Here is a 19671-nt window from a genome sequence, read left to right as displayed (position 1 = left end):
GTTGGCTTAGTTGGTGATGTCGATGCCTTCTCGATACTTTGAAGGATCGTCCGCAATTTCGCCAGATAATTGGAAGTGTCGTTGTGATAACGTTGTCGCAGTGCGCTTTTCGGTCACCTTCGGCAAAAACATCGATGCTGCAGACTGGGTTGCTGACGGCGTGACTCGCAACAGAATTTGATTCGCTACCTTGGTGCGGTGGTAGCGGTTTTCACATGCGCTACCACCGGTGCGATGTCGCGAAGCGCGGGAATCGAGAAGGCCAGCGGCTTGAGCACCTTCAAGGGACCGTGGACGGCGCCGAAGCTCTGCACCTCTACGCTGGATATATTGGTATGCCATTGCCGCAGCGTTGGAGCGATATCGTTTCGCGTGATCCCCCACGGCATTATTGGTAGACGACAGTTCGCTGTCAGGTAGTAGCCACTCATGCTTTTTCTGGACATCACAGGAGAAATGGTGTCGAACACCAGCTCTGCACCTGTAAATCGGTCGATGATAGCTACGATCAGGTGGCGTACCTGCTCTTCATGCAAGAACATGAGCACACCTTGTGCTGTGATGAGGGTGGGTCCGGATCCGACTTCGTCCATCCACGATAAGTCGCACACATCGGCGGCGATGTAATGTTGCCGGTCGATGGGCGGCAGGAATTTTTCCCGTATCTCGATCAGTTCGTCGAGATCCACACTCACCCAGGAAACAGTTCCATTGTCGATCCGTTGGAACTGTGTTTCGAGCCCTGCGCCTAATTCGACGACTGTTCCATGGGGGTGTTCGGTCAACCATGCTTTCACGACAGTGTCGAAGATTCGGGATTTTTCCGCATGTAGGCCGTTCTGTTTTTTCCCGAATCTGCCCTCGTAGTCGTAGTCGATCGCTTCGAACAGTCGGATGCACTGCGAATCCTGAAGAACTCCCTCGGGTCGTTGAGATTCTTTAGCGCGAGTGTAGAGATTCCACAGTGCTGTCTCGTGGATGTCTGTGAGGTCAATCCCTGCGATCTGCATCAATGCTCCTGCGATGTGTGAATATTTGCTGTGCGTGACGGTTCGGCGACAGGTAGCCCGAGTCATCGACGGTCGGGGCGGGCGCGGCGTACTCGTGCGTTCCTGCGGATCCGGGCGCGGTCGTTGCCCGAACCGGGCTCTGGGTCGAGATGGCATGGCTGGTCGGTGCCCGAGAGATAAGCGGCCAGACTCGACACGGTGGGGTAGCGAAATAGCTCGGCCAGGGGGACCGTGCGGTCGAATGCGGTCTGTATCAGCGCGTGGACGCGGGCTAGCAGCACCGAGTTTCCACCGAGATCGAAGAAGTTCTCGGTGCAGGTGAACCGATCAGATCCCAGCGCCTGCTTCCAGATCGCGGATACTCGCTGTTCGATCTCGTTGTGTGGTGACACTTGCTGATGGTCCTGGTCCGACAGCTGGACCCGGGTCGGGACGAGAGCACCGTATCTGTCCCGGAGCGGCGTAGCCGCGGTGGCGGGGAGGGCGTCCGTCAGTTCCGCCACGAGCATCTGAGGGGCTGGTGCGCAGTGCCCGAGGTGGGCGCGGATAGCGGGTTTGGTGTCATCGAGGCCGATGAGTACATGTGGTTCGTCGACGGACAGCGCGAGCAGGAGCGAGGTGAGTGCCTCTGCGCGGGTGAGAACGTGATAGCCCCGTGCTCGGGCGCTGTCCGGATGTCCTGCGTAGGCGGAGATCCCGACGTCGTCCCACATCGTCCAGGCGATGCTGTGTGCGTCGATGCCACAGGCGTAGCGCTGATAGCGGGTGAAGGTGTCGAGATAGGAGTTGGCGGCCGAGTATCCACCGACTGTGGCGCCACCGAAGAATCCGTTGACCGAGGAGAACGACACGAAGCGAACACCGGGTCTGCGCAAGGCGATCCGATGCAGACTCCGGATCCCGGCGACCTTCGCCGCGGAAATTTCGGTGAAGTCGGCGTCGGTGGCGGTGATCAGTGGTTGCTCGCGGTAGCTGCCAGCCAGATGCCATATGCCCGAGAGCTGGATATTGCAGTCGCGTTCGGTTGCGGTGACTGCGTTCCATACCTGCTCGGCGTCGCGCACATCGGCAACAGCGATCCGTACAGCCTGCGCGCCGGCGATATCGCACAATCGGCGGTAGTTTGCGAACTGCCTTTCGTCCGGATCGCGGCGGCATATCAGCAGTACACGCCCGTCGAAGCGTTCGATCAGCATCCGGGCAAGCTCGTACGCGAGTCCGCCGAGTCCACCACTGATCAGATGCAAAGCGCTGGACGGGATCTGCAGAAGCGTACTTGGTTCGGGTAGTCGTTGCAGCGTCCTGACCCAGCGTGTACCGGATCGATAGGCGACCTCGATGTCATTGGTGGTGTCGCCCAGTTCCCCTGCCAACTGGTGGGCGGCCGCGGCTGGATCAGCCGGATCCAGATCGATGAGGCGCGTCCGCAATCCTGGAGTCTCGGCCGCTGCGCTGCGCAGGAGTGCCGAGATCCCTGCGAGCGCAGTATTGCCCTGATCGGAGTCGGTGACTGCGTGGATCCCGGAGCCGACCACGTACAAGGCGGGGGTACGCCCTAGGGTTGGTAGTGCCCGAATCAGTTGCGCCACTTGGACAACGCTGCGCGAGAACGAGTCTTGAGAGGCGCTGGACCTGGTGGCCGGGTGCTCTGTGATGTGTTGGTGGGGCTCGGTGACGAACTGAACGACGGCGCGGATCGTGGTGTCATGCGGGAGCGAGGAGGATCCTGTGGCGATGTCCTTCGCGTTGGAGTGGATTACAGCAACGCCTTGTGCGGTCAACCGATCCGCCAGCTGTGCCTCGATGTCTGCCCGATCGCTCAGCAACAGAACCGCGCAGTCGGGTGCGAAGTCGGGTCGGCGTCGCTCGCGACGCTGCCAGATCGGGCGGAAGAACCAGCTCGGCACGGTGTTCGCGGATGCTGTGGCGACCGGCACCTCGGGCAGGATGTCGGCGAATTCACCTGTGGCGAACTGTTGTTTGAGCAAGTTCCGTTGGATTTTTCCGCTGTCGGTTTTCGGAATTCTTTCCGGTGGAACAGGAATGAGGAAATCGGGGTTCGGGCCAGTCACTAGTACACGGTTGCGCACATCGGCCAGGGCGTGGGCTTGCGTCACGTCGGGTCGGGGGCTGAACACGATGGCTAAAGCGTCGGTGTTGCTTCCTGGTGCATGTACTGCGATGGCGGCTGTGCACGCGCGGGTCACGAAAGGGGAGCGCTCGACGGCGGACTCGATCGCCTGTGGGGTGTAGTTCACGCCGTTGACGATGATGAGGTCGTCGGCGCGGCCGGTGAGGGTCAAGGCACCGTCACAGATCAGGCCGAGGTCGCCGGTGTCGAACCAGCCGTCGGGGCTGAAGGCTTGCCGCGTGCGTTCTGGGTCGAGGTGGTATCCGTCGGTCACGGTGGGTCCGCTGATCTGCACTCGCCCTGTCTCGCCTACGCGGACAATGGCGTCGTTGACATCGACGATACGTAATCGGGTGCCGGGGATCGGCTTGCCGACTTCGGTGTATTCGTCGGTGTCGTCGGTGGTGTCCAGTGAGAATTTCTCGGAGTATGTGACGGCTGATGAGGTCTCGGACATCCCCCACGCCGGATGCATCGCGGTGCTGGGCAGGCCGAACCGCTCGAGGGTGCGCAGTAGCCGCCGTGTGATGCGTGGTGCGATCGGCTCGCCGCCGTTGAGGATGAACCGTAGCGATTTGAGGTCGAGTCGTTCGGGGTCGGCCTCGGCGAGGCGGTCCACGAGCAGCGCGAAGGCGAAGTTGGGTGCCCAGGTGGTGTTCACTTGGTATCGATCGGCGAGGATCAGCCATCGCAGCGGGTCGGCAAGCACCCAGGTGGTGGGTGCGTGTATCTGGCGGCAGCGCATGTACACATCGCGCAGATGGGACATGACGAGGCCGCCGACATGCTCGAGCGGCATCCAGTTGAACGACACATCGTCGGGTCCGAATCTGTTCATGTGCGCGGTCGCTGCCGAGCGGGTGAGGATGTTGTGGTGGGTGAGACGCACGGCCTTGGGTCGCCCTGTGCTGCCGGATGTCAGGAGCAGTACAGCGAGTGTGTCGGGATCGGGATTGTGGTGCTCGGTGTCGGGTGAGTGCGCCAGCAGGGTCTCGATCAAGGCGATACGTGCGTCCTGAGGCAGCGGTGGATGCGTGGGTTCGGTGATGATCAGTGGGCGCGCGAGCATGTTCCATGCGACCAGTGTTTTGTCGCTGTTGTTCGGCGAGCGTGGGTCCAGCGGCACAGGCACGATTCCGCCGAGCAGACATCCCCAGAAGGCGGCTACGAAATTCTCGTTGCGAGACAGATGAATGATCGCCAGATCTCCTCGAAGCAACCCTGATTCGCGCAGACCCCCGAGTATGCGCCGCGCTGCGCCGAGCAACTGCGTATAGGTCAGCGCATGCTCGGTGCCCGCGTCATCGAGAAAGACCAGTTCGGTCGTTGCGCTCTCGTGCGCTGCCCGGACCAGCGCTGCGGGTAAGGATGTCACTTCTGGCGCTACACCTGGGCCGCCATCGAGCACGGCAGGCTCGTCGGTCTTGCTCTCGGGCCCGGCCGTGGCCGCCGAGGGTGTCGACCGCAGCTGTGTTGCGGGATCGTGTCCATGGATTCGTGCATTGTGGGAAAGGTCGGGCACCACGTGGATGTGGGCGCCGGGCAGGTGCGTGGACCAGCGGGCAACCAGTTCGTCGTCGATCACGGGCAATCGGTGCAGCGCCGCGGTGTCGAGTGTTCCGGTCGAGTTCACCGGCAGGGTGGGAACGGGAACGAATGCGTGGGGCACCAGCGGTGGGGGCAATGCGGTGCGTGCGAATTGTGCCAGCTGCGAAGGCGAGACAGAGGCGGAGGTTGCCACGTAGGCCACCAGTTCGGTGGTGCCCGACGGGTTCTGGCGTGTGAGTATCGCGCAGTCGTCGATGCTCTCGTGGTCCAGCAGCACTGCTTCAGCTGTCACCAGCTCGGCCCAGCGATAGCCGTCCCAGGCGAGCTTGCGGGGGGTGTGTGCAATCTGCACACGCGAGTCTGTGCGCCTACGTGCCTGTACTCCTGTGGCCAGCACGCCCTCGCCGGCACGGCCTATGTGCAGTTGGCCCAGCACTCCTGGTGGGGCGATGCGGTGATCGGGGGTCAACACTGTGTGCGGGATCGGGGCGAGGTTGTGTGGATCCACGGAGCCGTGCTGCAGCAATGTCACGAGAATGGTGGCCAGGGCGCTGTCGAGGAGTCCTGGGGACGTGTTTGTTTTCAGCGGTTCGGTAGCGCTGATGGCGCGTGCTTGGCTGATGGTGGCGGTGTCGACGATGGCGGTGGGTTGAAGCTGCTGCAGCGATCGCTGCTGGTAGACAGGGGGCAACGAGGGCGGAGTCCACACGATGTGACGGGCGCCGAGGGACACTGTTGCCACGAGTGCGGCCACGAGATCTGGTCCGGCCTCGAGTGCGAGGGCCACTACCGCGTCGTGTCCGATCGGGGTGATGGTCGCGGCCAACGCGGCCGCGCTCTGGCGGAGGGCGAGATGTGTCACGCTCACCTGCGAGCCTGCGATCGCGACGGAGTCCTGCGGGTGCACGAGCAGCCGGTGCAGGTTCTGCAATACGACTGCCTTTTCGGTGCCGATCGGCAACCGGCGGATCGAGAGATGCGGTGAGGTGAGTGCCGCTCGTAACAGCGTGGTGTAGTCGGTGTGCAGTTGTTCGAGTGTGGTCCGGTCGAATAGGTCGGTGCTGTAAACCAACTGCCCTGTGATGTGGTCGCTGTGTTGCCAGAAATGTAGTTCCAGATCGGCGCGAGTGGCGTCGGTGGGCACGGGCAGGAACGAGGCGCGGGTTCCGGCGAAGTCGTAGTGGGTCGGCGGTGGATTCTGCATGGTGAACAGCACGGCGACGAGCGGGTTGAGACCGGGAGCGTGTCCCGGGGCGATGTCCTCGACGATGTGATCGAGAGGTAATTCCTGGTGTTCGAAGGCGCCTGCGCTGATGTCGCGAACATGGTCGAGCAGTTCGGTGAATGCGGCGTCAGGATTGAAGCGGGCACGCAATGGGATCGTGTTGACAAACAATCCGATGAGGTTCGAACTTCGACTGTCCTGCCGATTTGCCATCGGAACCCCTACGACCTGATCGCTGGATCCGCTGTAGCGGTAGAGCAGGGCGTAGAACACCGAGAGCAGGGTCATGAACGGGGTCGCATTGGTGGTTCGCCCGAACTCGATCACTGCGGCGGTATCTGCGGGTGTCAGGGTGAAGTCGAGGCTGGCGCCGTGGAATGTGGGGCGCGTGGGGCGCTCGTGGTCGAACGGTAGCGCGGGCGCTTTCAGCTCGCCGGCGAGTTGTGAGCGCCAGTAGGTGAGGTGGCTCTCGCGTACCGAACCGCTCATGAGTTCGTGCTCGCGCTCTGAGAGGTCGCCGACGTGCAGGTGCAGCGGCGGTAATTGCGCGGGAACGCCGGTTACCTCAGCGGTGTAGAGGGCGCGCAATTCCTCGCACACCGCCCCGAGCGACCAGCCGTCGACGATGATGTGATGGATCGTGAGCACGAGCAGGTATTCCCCGTCTCGCGGTTCGAGCAGGTGGGCTCGCAGCAGTGGTCCGACACTGAGATCGAACGGTGCACGCACGAGGTCCAGCACCGCCGCTTGCACGTGCTGGTGCTGAGACAAAGGCGCCGAGCGTGCATCGGAAGGTTCGATGTGAGTGCGGGGCATTGTGATGGTCGTGTCGTGGGCTACTGCTTGCATGAGTTGGCCGTTGACCTCGGCAAAGGTGGTCCGCAGGATTTCGTGCCGCGACACCAGCTCGATGAGCGCCCGCTGTAAGGCCTCGGGGTGCACCACACCACCGAACCGCAAGACGAGCGGCACGTTGTAGTAGTGGTTGGCGGGATCGAGTTTGTGCAGGAACCACATTCGTTGCTGGGCGAAAGAGGCCCGGAACAGCGTGACCTGCTGCGCTGGAGCCGAAGAGAGGTCGATGCGGTGGACGGTCACGCGTGGGCTCCCTCGATCACCATCGTGCCGTCGGCGGTGCGCAGTGCGGCGCGTCCGCGACGTGCCGGCGGCGTGGAGTGCGCTGGGGCTTTCGCGTCGCGCGGTGGGGTTTGCGCTGTCGCAGCGATGGCGGCGATGGTTCCGGATTGGAGCAGCTGTCGCATGCTTGTTTCGATCCCCAGCGCGTTGCGTTGTTCTGCGGCGATCTGCATGGCCAACAGCGATTCACCGCCGAGTTCGAGGAAACGATCATCGACGCCGATCCGGTCGTATCCGAACACACGCTGCCAGATCCTGGCAATGCGTTCCTCCAACTCTGATCGTGGTGCGCAGTAGGGCGTGGAAAGCGAGGGTCGTTGATTGAACGAGGAACCTGCGGATGGTTGGGGCGCGGGGGACGGCGTCGGATCGATGCGGGCTTCTGGGTGGGTCTCATTTGCCAGCACCGCGACGGGCGTTGCAGGCGCGCTGAGTATTTGGCCGAACCGGTATCTGGATGGCTCGTGGTCCGGTGTTGTGTCGAGGTAGGTCCAGTCGGGGTAGCCTCTGCGATGGCGGGCGGTGAGCGCGCCGCGCGCATACCCGGCGGCGAGTGCGGCGTCGAGGGTGTCCTCGTGTGGGCCGATGATCAGGGTGCGATGCGCGGACGGTGCGGACATCGTGATCTGACGCACGGTCGCTATCGCGCGGTCGAACTGTGGATCCAGGACACACACCGGTTCGGGGCGCTCGGCGATGATCAACGTGTGATTGTCTGCCGGACCGCCGTCGTAGGGGGTCGAGGCGGTGAATCCGTTCGTGTCCAGCAGTGTGGTCCATTGTTGTGGTGCCAGGAGCGGTGTGCCGGTCCGTAGGTCGTCGTGGACGTCGAGCCAACCGGTCATCAACGGGTCGATCAATGAGTCCCAGCGCTCTTCGCTCTTGGCTTCGAGCACGAACAGCAGCCCGCCGGGGGCGGTGAGGGAGGCGACGTTGCCGACACCGGCGCGCAGGTCGGGCGCGACGTGTAGCACGTTGAATGCGAGCACGGCATCGAACCCGCCGAGCGGTTGGGAATATTCGGCCGGATCCGCAGTGATGTCGAGGGTGGTGAATCGCAGGAATTCGAGGTTCTCGGATTCGGCTCGCTGCTGTGCGGCCACTACGAACGAGCGCCCGATATCGGTCACGTGATACTCGATGGTCTCTGCCGGTAGATCCCGCAATGCGTGGGCGATGGGCCACGTCAGATAGCCTCGACCAGCCCCGATTTCGAGAATTCGTAACGGTCGTGTCGTGGTGGCGTTGCGGGCGAGCGTGAGCAGCGCGGTGCTGATCGAGGTGCAGTGTGCCCGGAAATTGCTACGCGCACTTCGTTGTTCGGTGACGATGCGGTACAGAGTGTCGTCCCCGCCCGGCATGAGTATCTCGTTGCCGGTGCGCTGTCCCCGCAGCACGGCCGCATAGCCGCGCATGCACTGATCCAGCAACTGTGCCTGCGCGGCGAGATCGGGATGCCGGGTGCACCATTGTGCGAGGTGGGGCATATCTGCTGAGGCCGGCACCTCAAGAACTCGTAGGTGGTCGTCCTGATCGGTGAGGAGGCCGTCCTGGCGCAGGATGCGCAGGAACACGTCGATGATCTTGTGGTACTGCGGTGCGACGTCCAGGCGGTCGAGGAGTTCCTCGCGTGTGAATCGGGTGCCGGGCGTGAGGGAGACGCCGGCGTTGTGCAGGTGCGCATACACGTAGCGAGTACACAGCTCGTCCAAGGCGCCGAAGGCCGGTGCCGAGTGTGGTGGGAGCGTGATATCGATCGGCGCTGTACGGAGTTGCGCTGCGGCGGTGGACCAGGCTGGCGCCGTCGCGGTGATCGGTTCACTGTCCAGGAGCCAGCGTCGCCCGTTGCGATACGCGACGGTTCGGTTGGCACCCGGTAAGGACAGTTCCGCCGCAAGCAGGTAGGCATCGATTCGGTCGGTGTCCACCACGTCGACCGTGCGGGCAGCGGTGTGGCGACGCAGCCATTGTGCTGCGCCGATCGCCAGCCATTGCGGCACGTCGAGGGCTTCGGTCCCGGTGATGTCGAAAGCGTTTCGCACACACATGTGCACTGCTGCCTCCGCGTCGGTGGCGTCGAGCACGCGCGCCAACTCTGTGTACCGCTCGCGAGTGGGCTCAGCTCCGGGACCATCAGCAAGAAAGACGATGTGCTGGTAGTGGGCCCCTGACCTCTCCTGTCCGGCCTCGGCGACATCGCAGCCCGGGCCGAGAAGTTCGGCTAGTTGAGTCGCGGCCTCTCGAGCGGGCACGTCGTCGGCGGTGAGTACCAGCCATCGCGCGGTTGCCGGCCGCGCAGGCAGTGCAGGGTATGTGGCGGTGCGCCACACAGGGATTGTCGTGTTCGATCGGTCGTGAGTGTGGTGCGTGGTATCGGGCGGTGTGATCCAATGCCGCTGACGCTCGAATGGGTAGCCGGGAAGTTCGATGCGTGTGGGGTGCCGCCGATTTCCTGACAACGTGTGCCAGTCGACATGGACGCCGTGTTCCCAGGCTAGCCCGACCGCGCTGAGCAGTGTGTGTCGGTCGGTGCGTTCGTCGTCGTGATGTCGCATGGTCGCGACGGTGGGGCGGGGCACGTCATGGTGTAGTCGAGCCAGCCGCGTCAGTGTGCGACCGGGGCCGACTTCCATCAGAACGGCGTGCGGCATTCGGGCTATTTCGTCGAATCCAGCTGCCAATTGCACCGGCTCGCGACTGTGCCGGACCCAGTAGGCGGGATTGGTTGCCTCGTGGGGCTGAATCCACGTGCCGGTGACATTCGAGAGGTAGGGCACTCGCGGCGGGCTCAGTGTGATATCGGTCAGGAGGTCGGCGAATTCCTCGAGAACGGGGTCTAGTTCGGGTGAATGCGCTGCCATCGGCACGCGCACCCGCTGGCACTGCATGCTGAGCTGCTGTAACTGCCGTTCGAGTTCGGCGATCTCGTCGGTGGGTCCGGAGACTGTGCATGTTGATGCGGTGGTGAGCGCGGAGATGGTGAGTCGACCGGTGAGAAGTGGTGTGATCTGGGCGGCAGGACAGGCGATGCTGGTGGTTGCACCGCTACCGCGAGCGAAGAGTCGTCCTCGTGCGGAGACCAGCGGCAGTGCTTGGTCGAGTTCCAGCACGCCGGCCAGGCAGGCAGCGGTGTACTCACCCAGGCTGTGGCCCAGCAGAGCGCTGGGCTCGAGCCCCCAGGATGCAAGCAAGGCGGCGAGTGCGTACTCGGTTGCCAGTAGTGCGGGGAACACGATCTCGAGCCGTTCGTCATCGAGACCCTCGTCGCGGTACAGGTGGCGGATCAGGTCGATGCCGCATTGGTGGGCAAGGATCTGCGCACACCGATCGATCGTCGATCGGAACACGTTCTCGGTGTCGTAGAGCTCGCGCCCCATTCCGGCATACTGGGCTCCGCCCCCGGGCAGCAGCAGAATCAGTGGCACACTACCGTCGCCCGCACGAGTCGTTGTGATGAGAGCATCGAGAGATGCTGCTGCGTCAGTCGCGGATCGACAGAGCAGTGATCGTCGATAGGGGAGTTCGCGTCGACCGAGCTGTAGAACATCGGCGATCTGAGTGGGTGTGGTGTCCTCGTGGCTGCGCAGATGGTCGGCGAGTCGCCTGGCCTGCTGGTCCAGTGCGGTGGGGGTAGCAGCAGACAAGATCAAGAGTGCTTCGGATCTGGAGGTCGTGGTTCGCGAGTGTGGGGCTATGGCGGCCGGTGGTGCTTGTTCGAGCACGATGTGTGCGTTGGTGCCACCGATCCCGAAAGCGCTCACACCGGCACGTCGCGGCCCCTCGCTCTCAGGCCATGTGGTGGTGTCGTGCGCTATGCGGAACGGGCTGCCGGTGAGGTCCAGGAGGGGATTCGGTGTGGTGTAGTGCAGATTTGCCGGTATCAGTCCGTGCTCGAGAGAAAGTACGGCCTTGATGAGACCGGCCACGCCGGCGGCGGTGTCGGTATGCCCGATGTTGGTCTTGGCCGAGCCGAGCAGGCAGTATCCGATCCGGTCGGTGGATTGGCGAAACGCTTTGGTCAACGCCGCGACCTCGATCGGGTCGCCTACGAGGGTCGCTGTCCCGTGCGCTTCGACCATGCCGATCGAGCTCGCCTCGATTCGGGCCGCCGCGTGCGCGGCGAGGATGACTTCGCTCTGGCCCGTGATGCTGGGGGCGACGAACCCGACTTTGTTGCGGCCGTCGTTGTTGACCGCGCTTCCTTTGATGACAGCGCGGATTCGGTCGCCGTCGGCGAGTGCCTCGGAGAGTCGTTTGAGCAGGATGATTCCAAGGCCGTCACCCGGAAACATGCCTGCCGCGTCGGCGTCGAAAGCTCGGCAACGACCATCGGGAGACAAGGGCCCGTCCGGGACATATCGGTAGCCGTTGCCCGGGTTGGGAGTGATGCTCACGGCACCGGCTAGGGCCAGATCGCATCGATAGTCGAGCAGATCTTGGCATGCGAGGTGGATCGCGACCAGCGCGGTCGAGCAGGCGGTGTTGACCGCGAGGCTGGGCCCCCGCAGGTTGAGATGGTAGGAGACCCGGCCGGTCAGTGAGGACGGCGCGTTGGCAAAGGCGGCGGGCAAGGCGTCCGACGACGTCGGGTCGGCCCCGAGGGCCGGAAGCACGTTAGCGATGTGGTAGTTCGATTGCCCGGATCCGGCGTAGACGCCGACGAGCCCCTGATAGCGGTCGGGGTCGTATCCGGCTTGTTCGAACAGGTGATACGCGCATTCGAGGAATAATCGCTGTTGCGGATCGATTATCGCGGCGTCGGCCGGCAGGTAACCGAAGAATGCCGCGTCGAACAGGTCGACTCCGTCGATGCAGGCTTGGCTGCGTACCAGTCCCGGCGCGTGGGCAAGCTGGTCCAGTACTCGTGTGCCTTCGCGTTTTTCCGCCAGCAGCGACCAGTACTGCTCGACGTTGTCAGCGCCCGGTAGCCGGCATTGCATCGCGATGATCGCCACATCGGTGAGCGCGATCCCTGTGTGCGGCATGTCTTTATCGGCGCTCATCGGGGGTGTCTCTTCCTGCAGTGTCGTCCGGGACGAGGTGGGGGTTGCCAGTGGTGTGGTTGTGTCGGCGGTGTGCGACCAGATCGGCGAGGTCGCCCAGCGTTGCGCCTTGATCCCAGAGTTCAGCGACCGAGACCTGCACCTGGCAGCGGTGTTCGAGGGCTGTCACGATGCGAGCAGCGATGAGGGAATTGCCGCCGAGATCGAAGAAGTTGTCGCGAGGCTGGACGCTGCTCATTCCCAGTGCCTCACACCAGATCTGATCGACCGTCGTGTTGTGCGAGTCGGCGGGAATTTCGGAATTCGGGATTGCTGGCTCGGTCATGTCCGGCGCAGGCGTGTCGGGAGCGTTGTGGGCGCGTGCGCTCGATGGGCCTATCCACAATCGTTCGCGTTGAAATGGATAGGTGGGCAAGGGTATTCGCTGCAGCGGTTCTGGGTGTGGCCACGTGATTTGGACGCCCGCGACCCAGAGGCGAGCGGCTGCCGTGGCGGCAGCCACGGCGCTGTCGCCGGATCGGCCACCCAGCGTCGAAACGACCTCGGTGCCAGGCGCATTCATTGCAACGAGCCCTCGAAGAGTGTGGCCGGGACCGACCTCGACCAGCAGTGCCTCGGGGTAGTCGGTGCGCAGTTGTGTGAGGCCTGCGGCGAACTGCACGGTCTCACGCAATTGGCGTCCCCAGTACGTGGGGTCGATGGCCTGGGTCTCGGTGATCCAGGTACCGCTCACGTTCGACAGGAAAGGACACTGTGGTGGGCGCAACCGCATTCGTGCTGCGGCGGCGGTGAAGCGCTCGGCTACCGGGTCCAAGAGGGCGGAATGGAAGGCGCGATTCACCGGTAGCCGAGTGCACCGCATGTTGATCGCTGTAGCCCGGGTGAGGAGTTCGTCGACCCCGTGCGCGCTTCCGGTGGCGACGATTTGCTGGGGGGCGTTGATCGCTGCTACCGATACCCCCTCGGGGAGCATCGCGGTGACTGTGTCCAGCGGTGCCTCGAGGGCAGCCATGGAGCCGGGCTCGCAGTGCTGCATGAGGTCACCGCGGAGCGCTACGAGTTCGATGGCTTGCTCGAGAGTGAATACACCAGCGACACAGGCAGCGACCAACTCCCCGATACTGTGTCCGAGCATGGCGACAGGTTGTACGCCACAGTGATCGAGCAGTCGGGTCAATGCGTAGGCGACGGTGAACAGCGCGGGCTGGGTCACGCTGGTGTGCCTGAGTGAGATGTCCGCGGCTTCGTGTACTGCATCGCACAATAGGGTGCGTAGGTCCATGCCGATCAGCGGTTCGAAGCTGTCGGCGCACTCGTCGATATGTCGCCGGTACATCGGCGAGGTTGCGTAGAGGTGGGCTCCCATACCACTGAATTGGCTGCCTTGCCCAGGGAATAGAAAAGCGACAGGCGATGGTGTGCCCGGGGCGATTCCGCTGAGGGACGGTGTGGGCCCGATTCCGTCGAGGGCTGCTTGTGCGTGTGCGGAGTCGATGCACACCGCAGCGAAGCGATGAGTGAACGCGCGTCGTCCGATGCGCAGTGTGGCCGCGACCGAGGCGAGATTGTGTTCGGGATGTCGCGCCAGATGTCGCGCGAGGTTTTTTCGTGTGGTCGCGAGCGCCTGCGGTGTCCGTGCGGAGAGCAGGAGCAGTTGTGGTTCGTTCGGGGCCGGGTCGGTGGTTCGTGAGACTGGTGGTGGTTCCTGGAGTACGACATGGGCATTCGTGCCGCCCATGCTGTAGGCGCTGACCGTGGCACGGCGTGCTTTGCCGTGGGGTGCGTGCCAGGCGCGCAGGCTCGAGCCTATGTAGAAGGGGGTTCGCGGGAGATCGATCTGCGGGTTGGGCACCGTGTAGTTGGTGGCAGGGGGGTAGGTCCGGTGGCGAAACGCCAGCAGAACCTTGATGAGTCCGAGGATGCCGGATGCGGGGCCGGTGTGTCCGATATTCGGTTTCAGTGTGCCGAGCCTGCAGGATGCGGTCCTGGTGTCGCCGTCGTGTCGGAAGGCGTCGGTGAGTGCGGCGATCTCCACCGGGTCGCCGATCGGTGTACCGGTGCCGTGGGTTTCGACGTAGTCGATGGTTTCGGCGGGTACGTCGGCAACGGCTAATGCTTCGGCGATGACCTGGGCTTGTCCGGTGATGCTGGGCGCTGCGAATCCGGCTTTGTGTGCGCCGTCGTTGTTTACTGCGGTTCCCTTGATGATGCCGAGAATCGTGTCGCCGTCGTGCACGGCCTGGGTTGCTCGTTTGAGCAGGATCACCCCGACACCGTCGCCGAGGATCGTGCCGTCGGCCTCGGCGTCGAAGGCACGGCAGCGCCCGGTGGGGGAGATGGCTTCGCCGCTGGCTGCCACGTATCCGGCGTGCTGGGGGAAGGTGATGCACGCGCCTCCGGCCAATGCCATATCTGATTCGCCGGACAGAATGCTTTGCACCGCAAGGTGAGTCGCGACGAGTGAGGTGGAACAACCTGTGCCCAGGGAGATGCTGGGTCCGCGCAGGTTCAGTTTGTAGGACACGCGGGGGGCGAGGAAATCGTTCTCAGTCGACAGGGTTGTTTGTAGGTAGCCCGCGGCCTCGAGGTGTGCTGAGTTCTCGCGGAGGTTGACTCGGTAGTACGTCGAGCCGGAGCCGCCGGCGAATACGCTGATCGCGCCGTCGTAGCGCGGCAGGTCGTATCCTGCCGATTCCACTGCTTCCCAGGCACATTCGAGAAAAAGTCGTTGTTGTGGATCGATCAGACGCGCCTCGCTCGGGGCGTACCCGAAGAACGTGGCATCGAAGTCGGCGGCCTCGGCCAGAATCGGGCGGGCTCGCACCAGCCGTGGGTCTTCGAGCTGTGAGGGGCCGACCCCGGCCGAGCGCAGTTGCTCGTCGGTGAACTGAGTGAGCGATTCGGTGCCGGTGCAGAGATTCCTCCAGAATTCTTCCAGGTCCGCGGCGCCTGGAACGCGCGCTGCGAGTCCGATCACTGCGATGTCATCCTCGCGCAGGAGATTGTCCTGAGGTAGGGGTGATGTTCCGGTGTCGTTGGTCTTGACAGGGTGTGTGCTCTGATCGAGTTCCGCGCACCATCGATGCACGGTGTCGAGTACAGCGGTCTTCTCTGGGATGAGGTAGAAATGCCCGCCGGGGAGAGTCAGCGAACGACAGCTGCTGCGGGTCAGCTGCGCCCACGCGTCCATGTCCGTGGCGGCGATGGGCTCCTCCGCGCCTCGTAGTGCGAGAATCGGTGCGTTCAGGCGAGGTTCGGGGTCGGTGCGGTACTGCGCGAGCATCTGAAAGTCCGCTCGGAGGCCGGAGATGACCAATGCACGCAATGCCGGATTGTCGAAGGCGCCGGTTTCGCCCATGGCGAAGCGTGCGTGGGCGAGTAATGTCTCGTCGTTCATGTCCTGAGGTGCGGCAGTGCGGGGCAGATGTGGAGGGGTGTACGAGGAGACACACAGTCGCAGCGGGTTGCCTCGCCCGGTTGCTTCGAGTCGGTGTGCAACCTCGAAGGCCACGAGCGCGCCCATGCTGTGGCCGAATAGGCATATCGGTCGATCGCCCGCGCTCGAGAGTGCCTCGGCCACGCCGTCGGCGAGTGCGTTCAGATTCGATGGGCGTGGTTCGGAGATCCGGTCTTCCCGCCCGGGGTATTGCACGATTCGCACTGAGAAGTTGTCGTTGTCCAGCCACGGACGGTAGAACGTGGCTCCGCCACCAGCATGGGGAAATACCACCAACGTCTGCTGCTCGGTCGAATCGAGAGGTCCGCCTCGTAGCCACTGTTGTACCTGTGTCCCCGAGTGCTGCATGGTTGTTTTACCGCCTATGTTCGAGGTGTGATCGGCGCGCGGTGCGGGCGCTTTGTCCGCGTTGTGCTCGGACGCGGGCAGAGTCGAGTCCGCTGCCGGCTACCGGGGAATCGGTGCCGTGTTGGCGGGTGCCCTGCAGGTGGATGGCGAGCTGTGCGACGGTGGGGTGTTGGTAGAGGTCGAGTAGCGGCACCTCGTATCGGAGCTGCTCGGATATCAGCTTCTGTACGCGGGCCAATAGCAGCGAGTGCCCGCCCAAGTCGAAGAAATTGTCATCCACACCGATCTGGGCAACGTCGAGTACGTCGAGCCACAGCTGCACCAATACCCGCTCGATGGTGTACCGCGGCTCGAGATAGGTGGTGGGTGTGGCAGTGGATTCGACCGGGATTCGCTGCACTGCACCGCGATCGATCTTGCCCGAGGGCAACTGTGGTAATGCGGCGAGGATGGCCCCGGCGTGGGGGATCATCTGTTGTGGCAATCGTGTGCTCACCCAGTCGTGCAGCTGGGGCCAGGTCAGTGCGGTCTCGTCGCATGCGCAGTACGCGAGCAGGTGGTCATCTCGGGCCACCACCACCGCGCGGCGAACGGCCGGGTGTGTCAGGAGTGTGTTCTCGATTTCCTCCGGCGCTATTCTGCGGCCCCGAATCTTCAGCTGGTTGTCTGTTCGGCCGAGGAACTCGATCGTGCCGTCGGTCAGGAAGCGGGCTCGGTCTCCGGTGCGGTAGAGGCGGGCACCGAGGTTGCCTGACACCGTGTCGGCGACAAACCGGTCGGCGGTGCGTGCCGGGTCGCTGAGGTATCCGCGGGCGAGCTGGATGCCTCCGACATACAGTTCCCCGGGGATGCCGGGGGCGAGCGGGCGCAGACGCTCGTCGAGAATGTAGATCTGATTGTTGGCGTTGGGTGTGCCGATAGTGATCGTGTGCCTGCGTGTGCCTGGTCGGTAGATCTGGTGTGTGCACGCGACGGTCGCTTCGGTGGGTCCGTAACCGTGGTACATGGGAATCTCGCAGGCAGTGGTGAATCGCTCGAGCAGTTCCGGGCTCAGTGACTCTCCGCCGGTCCACACGCTGCGGAGCGTGTGGACCGCCGAGGCGAATTCGGGTCGGTCCAGGATTGGCTCGAGCAGCGAGGGTACTAGATCGATGAACGTGATTTCGTTGCGCACGATCTGTTCGAGCAGGCCCGCGGGGTCCGCTTCTGTGTCAGGGCGAGCCAGGACCACTCTGCCTCCGTGCACGAGCGGGAGGAAGATTTCGTTGATACCCATGTCGAACCCGAGTGGTGATTTGTGCAGGGCGCTGTCGCCGGGTTCGAACCCGATGAGGGCACCTTGCCACAGCAGTCGGTTGCAGAGTCCGGCATGAGTGACCATGACCCCTTTGGGGGTGCCTGTGGAGCCGGAAGTGAATTCGACGTAGGCAAGGGAGGCCATCGGTACCGCGGGTGCGTGATTCTGGAGACCCGTTGCGCGGCTAGGCTTCTGGTCGATTTCTATTACCGGTGTGTGCAGGGGCGGTAGTCGTGTGCCCGAAGTTCCGTGGGTGAGCACCGCCGCGACCCGTGCGATTGTGCACACCTGGGCTATCCGGTGCGTGGGCCATGTTGGTTCGAGGGGCACGAATGCGGCACCGGCCTTGAGTATCGCGAGCAACGCCACCGCCAGTTCCGCAGAGCGCGCCATGTTGATTGCGACGAGGTTGTCGGCACCGATGCCCACGACGCGCAACTGCGCCGCCAATTCTCCGGCACGCTCGTCCAGTTCCCGGTAGGTGAGTTGCTCGGTGTCGGCGACGACCGCGATTGCATTCGGGTGGCGCAGGGCGTGGTGCTCGACCAGTGAGTGCACGGGTCTTTCGCCGGGGTAGCGGGCGTCGGTGGTGGCGTTCCAGCCGTGGACGATTCGCTCGCGTTGTGACTCGGTGATCATGGGTAGGGCGCTGAGGGCTCTAGCGGGATCGGTCATCGCGTGCGTCAGTACCGAGGCAAGATGCTCGAGTACTTGCTGTATGAACTCCGGGGTGTACTTTGCTGTGCGGAATGTGGCAGCCAGGGTGGTGTCGTCGATCAGCTCGATGGCGAGGTCGAAGATCGAGGTCGTGGGAGGTAACCGAAGCTCGGTCGTTGTCGTTCCCGCCAGGTTCAGTTCGCTAGTGACCGAGCGAGTCGCTGCGAACATCACTTCGAACAAGGGTGAACGGCCTGTTGTGCGTTGCGGCGCAACCTGTTCGACAACCCGCTCGAAGGGAATGTCACGGTGGTTGTGAGCGTCGAGGAACGCGGATCGAGTGTGGTGCAGTACGTCCAGAATGCTCCAATGGCTCTCGATGGTTAGTCGGAGCGGGAGGGTGTTCGTGAAATTGCCGCTGATGTCCTTGATTTCGGGCAGATCGCGCACGAGGACCGGTATCCCGATCACCAGATCCGTTGCGTGCGTGTATCGGTGTACTACCGTGGCCAACCCGGCGAGCACGATCAGAAACGGAGACATCTGGTGGGCTCGTGCCAGAGCATGCATACCGGTGATGGTGCTGCGCGGGAGTGCATGCCTGCATTGTTCGCCCGTTGGGTCCGATTGTGCGCTGAAGGGTGTCGTGGCGGGAAAGGCGACGGTGGGCGGCAGTGGGGTGAGCCGGTCTATCCAGTAGTGGAGTTGAGTGTCGAGGTCACCGCGGCGCAGCCGCTGTTGCTCCCACACTGCATAGTCTGCGTATTGAAGGGCTGGCGGCGCGGTGGCGGTGTCGAGGTGACCGGTCTGGTCGGCGTACCGGGACGACAGATCCGAGAGCAGCACATCCCATGTGGTCTCATCGGCGGCGATGTGGTGCAGAACCAGGATCAGAGCATGCAAATCCGCTGCCGCTCGTGAAAGAACCACTCGCAGTGCAGGTTCCGATGCGAGATCGAACGGGCGCTCGCTGATCTCCTGGGCCAGGGCCTGGACGGTTTCCTCGAATGCCAGTGATGTGGTGACGATATCGACGGTCGGGAGCGGGGGGTTGCACGTCGGCTCTATCACTTGTATCGGTTCACCGTCTGGGCCACGACGGTACCGGGTCCGCAAGATGGTGTGATGGTCGAACAACCAGGTCATGCTGTTCTGTAGCGATGAGACGTCGAGTGGGCCGTCGATTCGCAGGGCGACGCTCATGTTGAGGGAGGCGTCGTCGGGGGACAGGGCTTGTGCGAACCACATCCGGCGCTGTGTCGAGGACAGTGGAATCACACCGCCGGGCGGTCGCGCCTGGATGTATGAAGCCGGCGTCAGAAGCCCGCTTTCGACCAGTTTTGCTCGCAGCAGCGACTCCCACTCCGGGGTCAAGCGGGCTCTCTCGGGTGAGGGCATTCGTATATCTCCCTTATCTGCCAAACTTGACCGGTTGCGCCGAGTCACACCTTCGAGACCATGCAGTGGGGGACAGCATGGGGTGATGTCTTTGGGTGGATATCCGACTGCCTCGTAGCACAAGCTTTGACATGACAACTGCGGTGAGGCTGCCCAACTCGAATTCGTGCGCGCGTGCGTCGGCAGGTGAGTCTCACATCGGTTGGCGGACAGCATATTTGGGGCGTAAGTGTGGTAATTGTCCCTTGTGCCGCTCGGTGTGGGACGGTGTCTCTTCCGGCTGTGCGAGCGTGGTCGTCGATGTCCTTCCGCGGTGATGTGGGTCGGTAGGTGTACTGAAAGTCGTGAGGTCCCGCTGCGCAGGTGCGCTTACGCCGGGCACACACCGACTCGAGAGTTCGGATAGCCAATCCTAAGTCCATTGAGTCCGGTTCGTATTCCCACTGATGCAGATAGGCGG

At 63.3% G+C, this 19671-nt stretch carries 5 protein-coding genes; all 5 read right to left on the bottom strand.

The window, feature by feature from the left end:
- Positions 1–185 precede the first annotated feature (185 nt).
- The 5 genes from NJ1_RS16150 to NJ1_RS16130 all read right to left on the bottom strand — a co-directional run bounded on the left by NJ1_RS16150 (position 186) and on the right by NJ1_RS16130 (position 19427).
- On the bottom strand, positions 186–1010 hold the full coding sequence (locus NJ1_RS16150; RefSeq protein ID WP_245717410.1) for a class I SAM-dependent methyltransferase: 825 nt from the start codon (positions 1008–1010) through the stop codon (positions 186–188).
- A gap of 62 nt (positions 1011–1072) precedes the next feature.
- Complete coding sequence (locus tag NJ1_RS16145; RefSeq protein ID WP_245717409.1) at positions 1073–7012, bottom strand: SDR family NAD(P)-dependent oxidoreductase; 5940 nt, start codon at positions 7010–7012, stop codon at positions 1073–1075.
- A complete protein-coding gene (locus NJ1_RS16140) occupies positions 7009–12054 on the bottom strand; it encodes a type I polyketide synthase (RefSeq protein ID WP_067694366.1) in 5046 nt (1681 codons plus the stop codon). Before NJ1_RS16140 ends, NJ1_RS16145 begins: the two co-directional genes overlap by 4 nt.
- On the bottom strand, positions 12041–15859 hold the full coding sequence (locus tag NJ1_RS16135) for a type I polyketide synthase (protein WP_084478339.1): 3819 nt from the start codon (positions 15857–15859) through the stop codon (positions 12041–12043). The genes NJ1_RS16140 and NJ1_RS16135 overlap by 14 nt, the downstream gene beginning before the upstream one ends.
- A gap of 7 nt (positions 15860–15866) precedes the next feature.
- On the bottom strand, positions 15867–19427 hold the full coding sequence (locus NJ1_RS16130; protein ID WP_281202130.1) for a non-ribosomal peptide synthetase: 3561 nt from the start codon (positions 19425–19427) through the stop codon (positions 15867–15869).
- Positions 19428–19671: the final 244 nt, after the last annotated feature.

Source organism: Nocardia jejuensis NBRC 103114 (assembly GCF_001613145.1).
GTDB classification, from domain to species: Bacteria; Actinomycetota; Actinomycetes; order Mycobacteriales; family Mycobacteriaceae; genus Nocardia; species Nocardia jejuensis.
The sequence above is the reverse complement of the archived record's forward strand: the minus strand, read 5'-3'. Positions and strand labels throughout refer to the sequence as shown.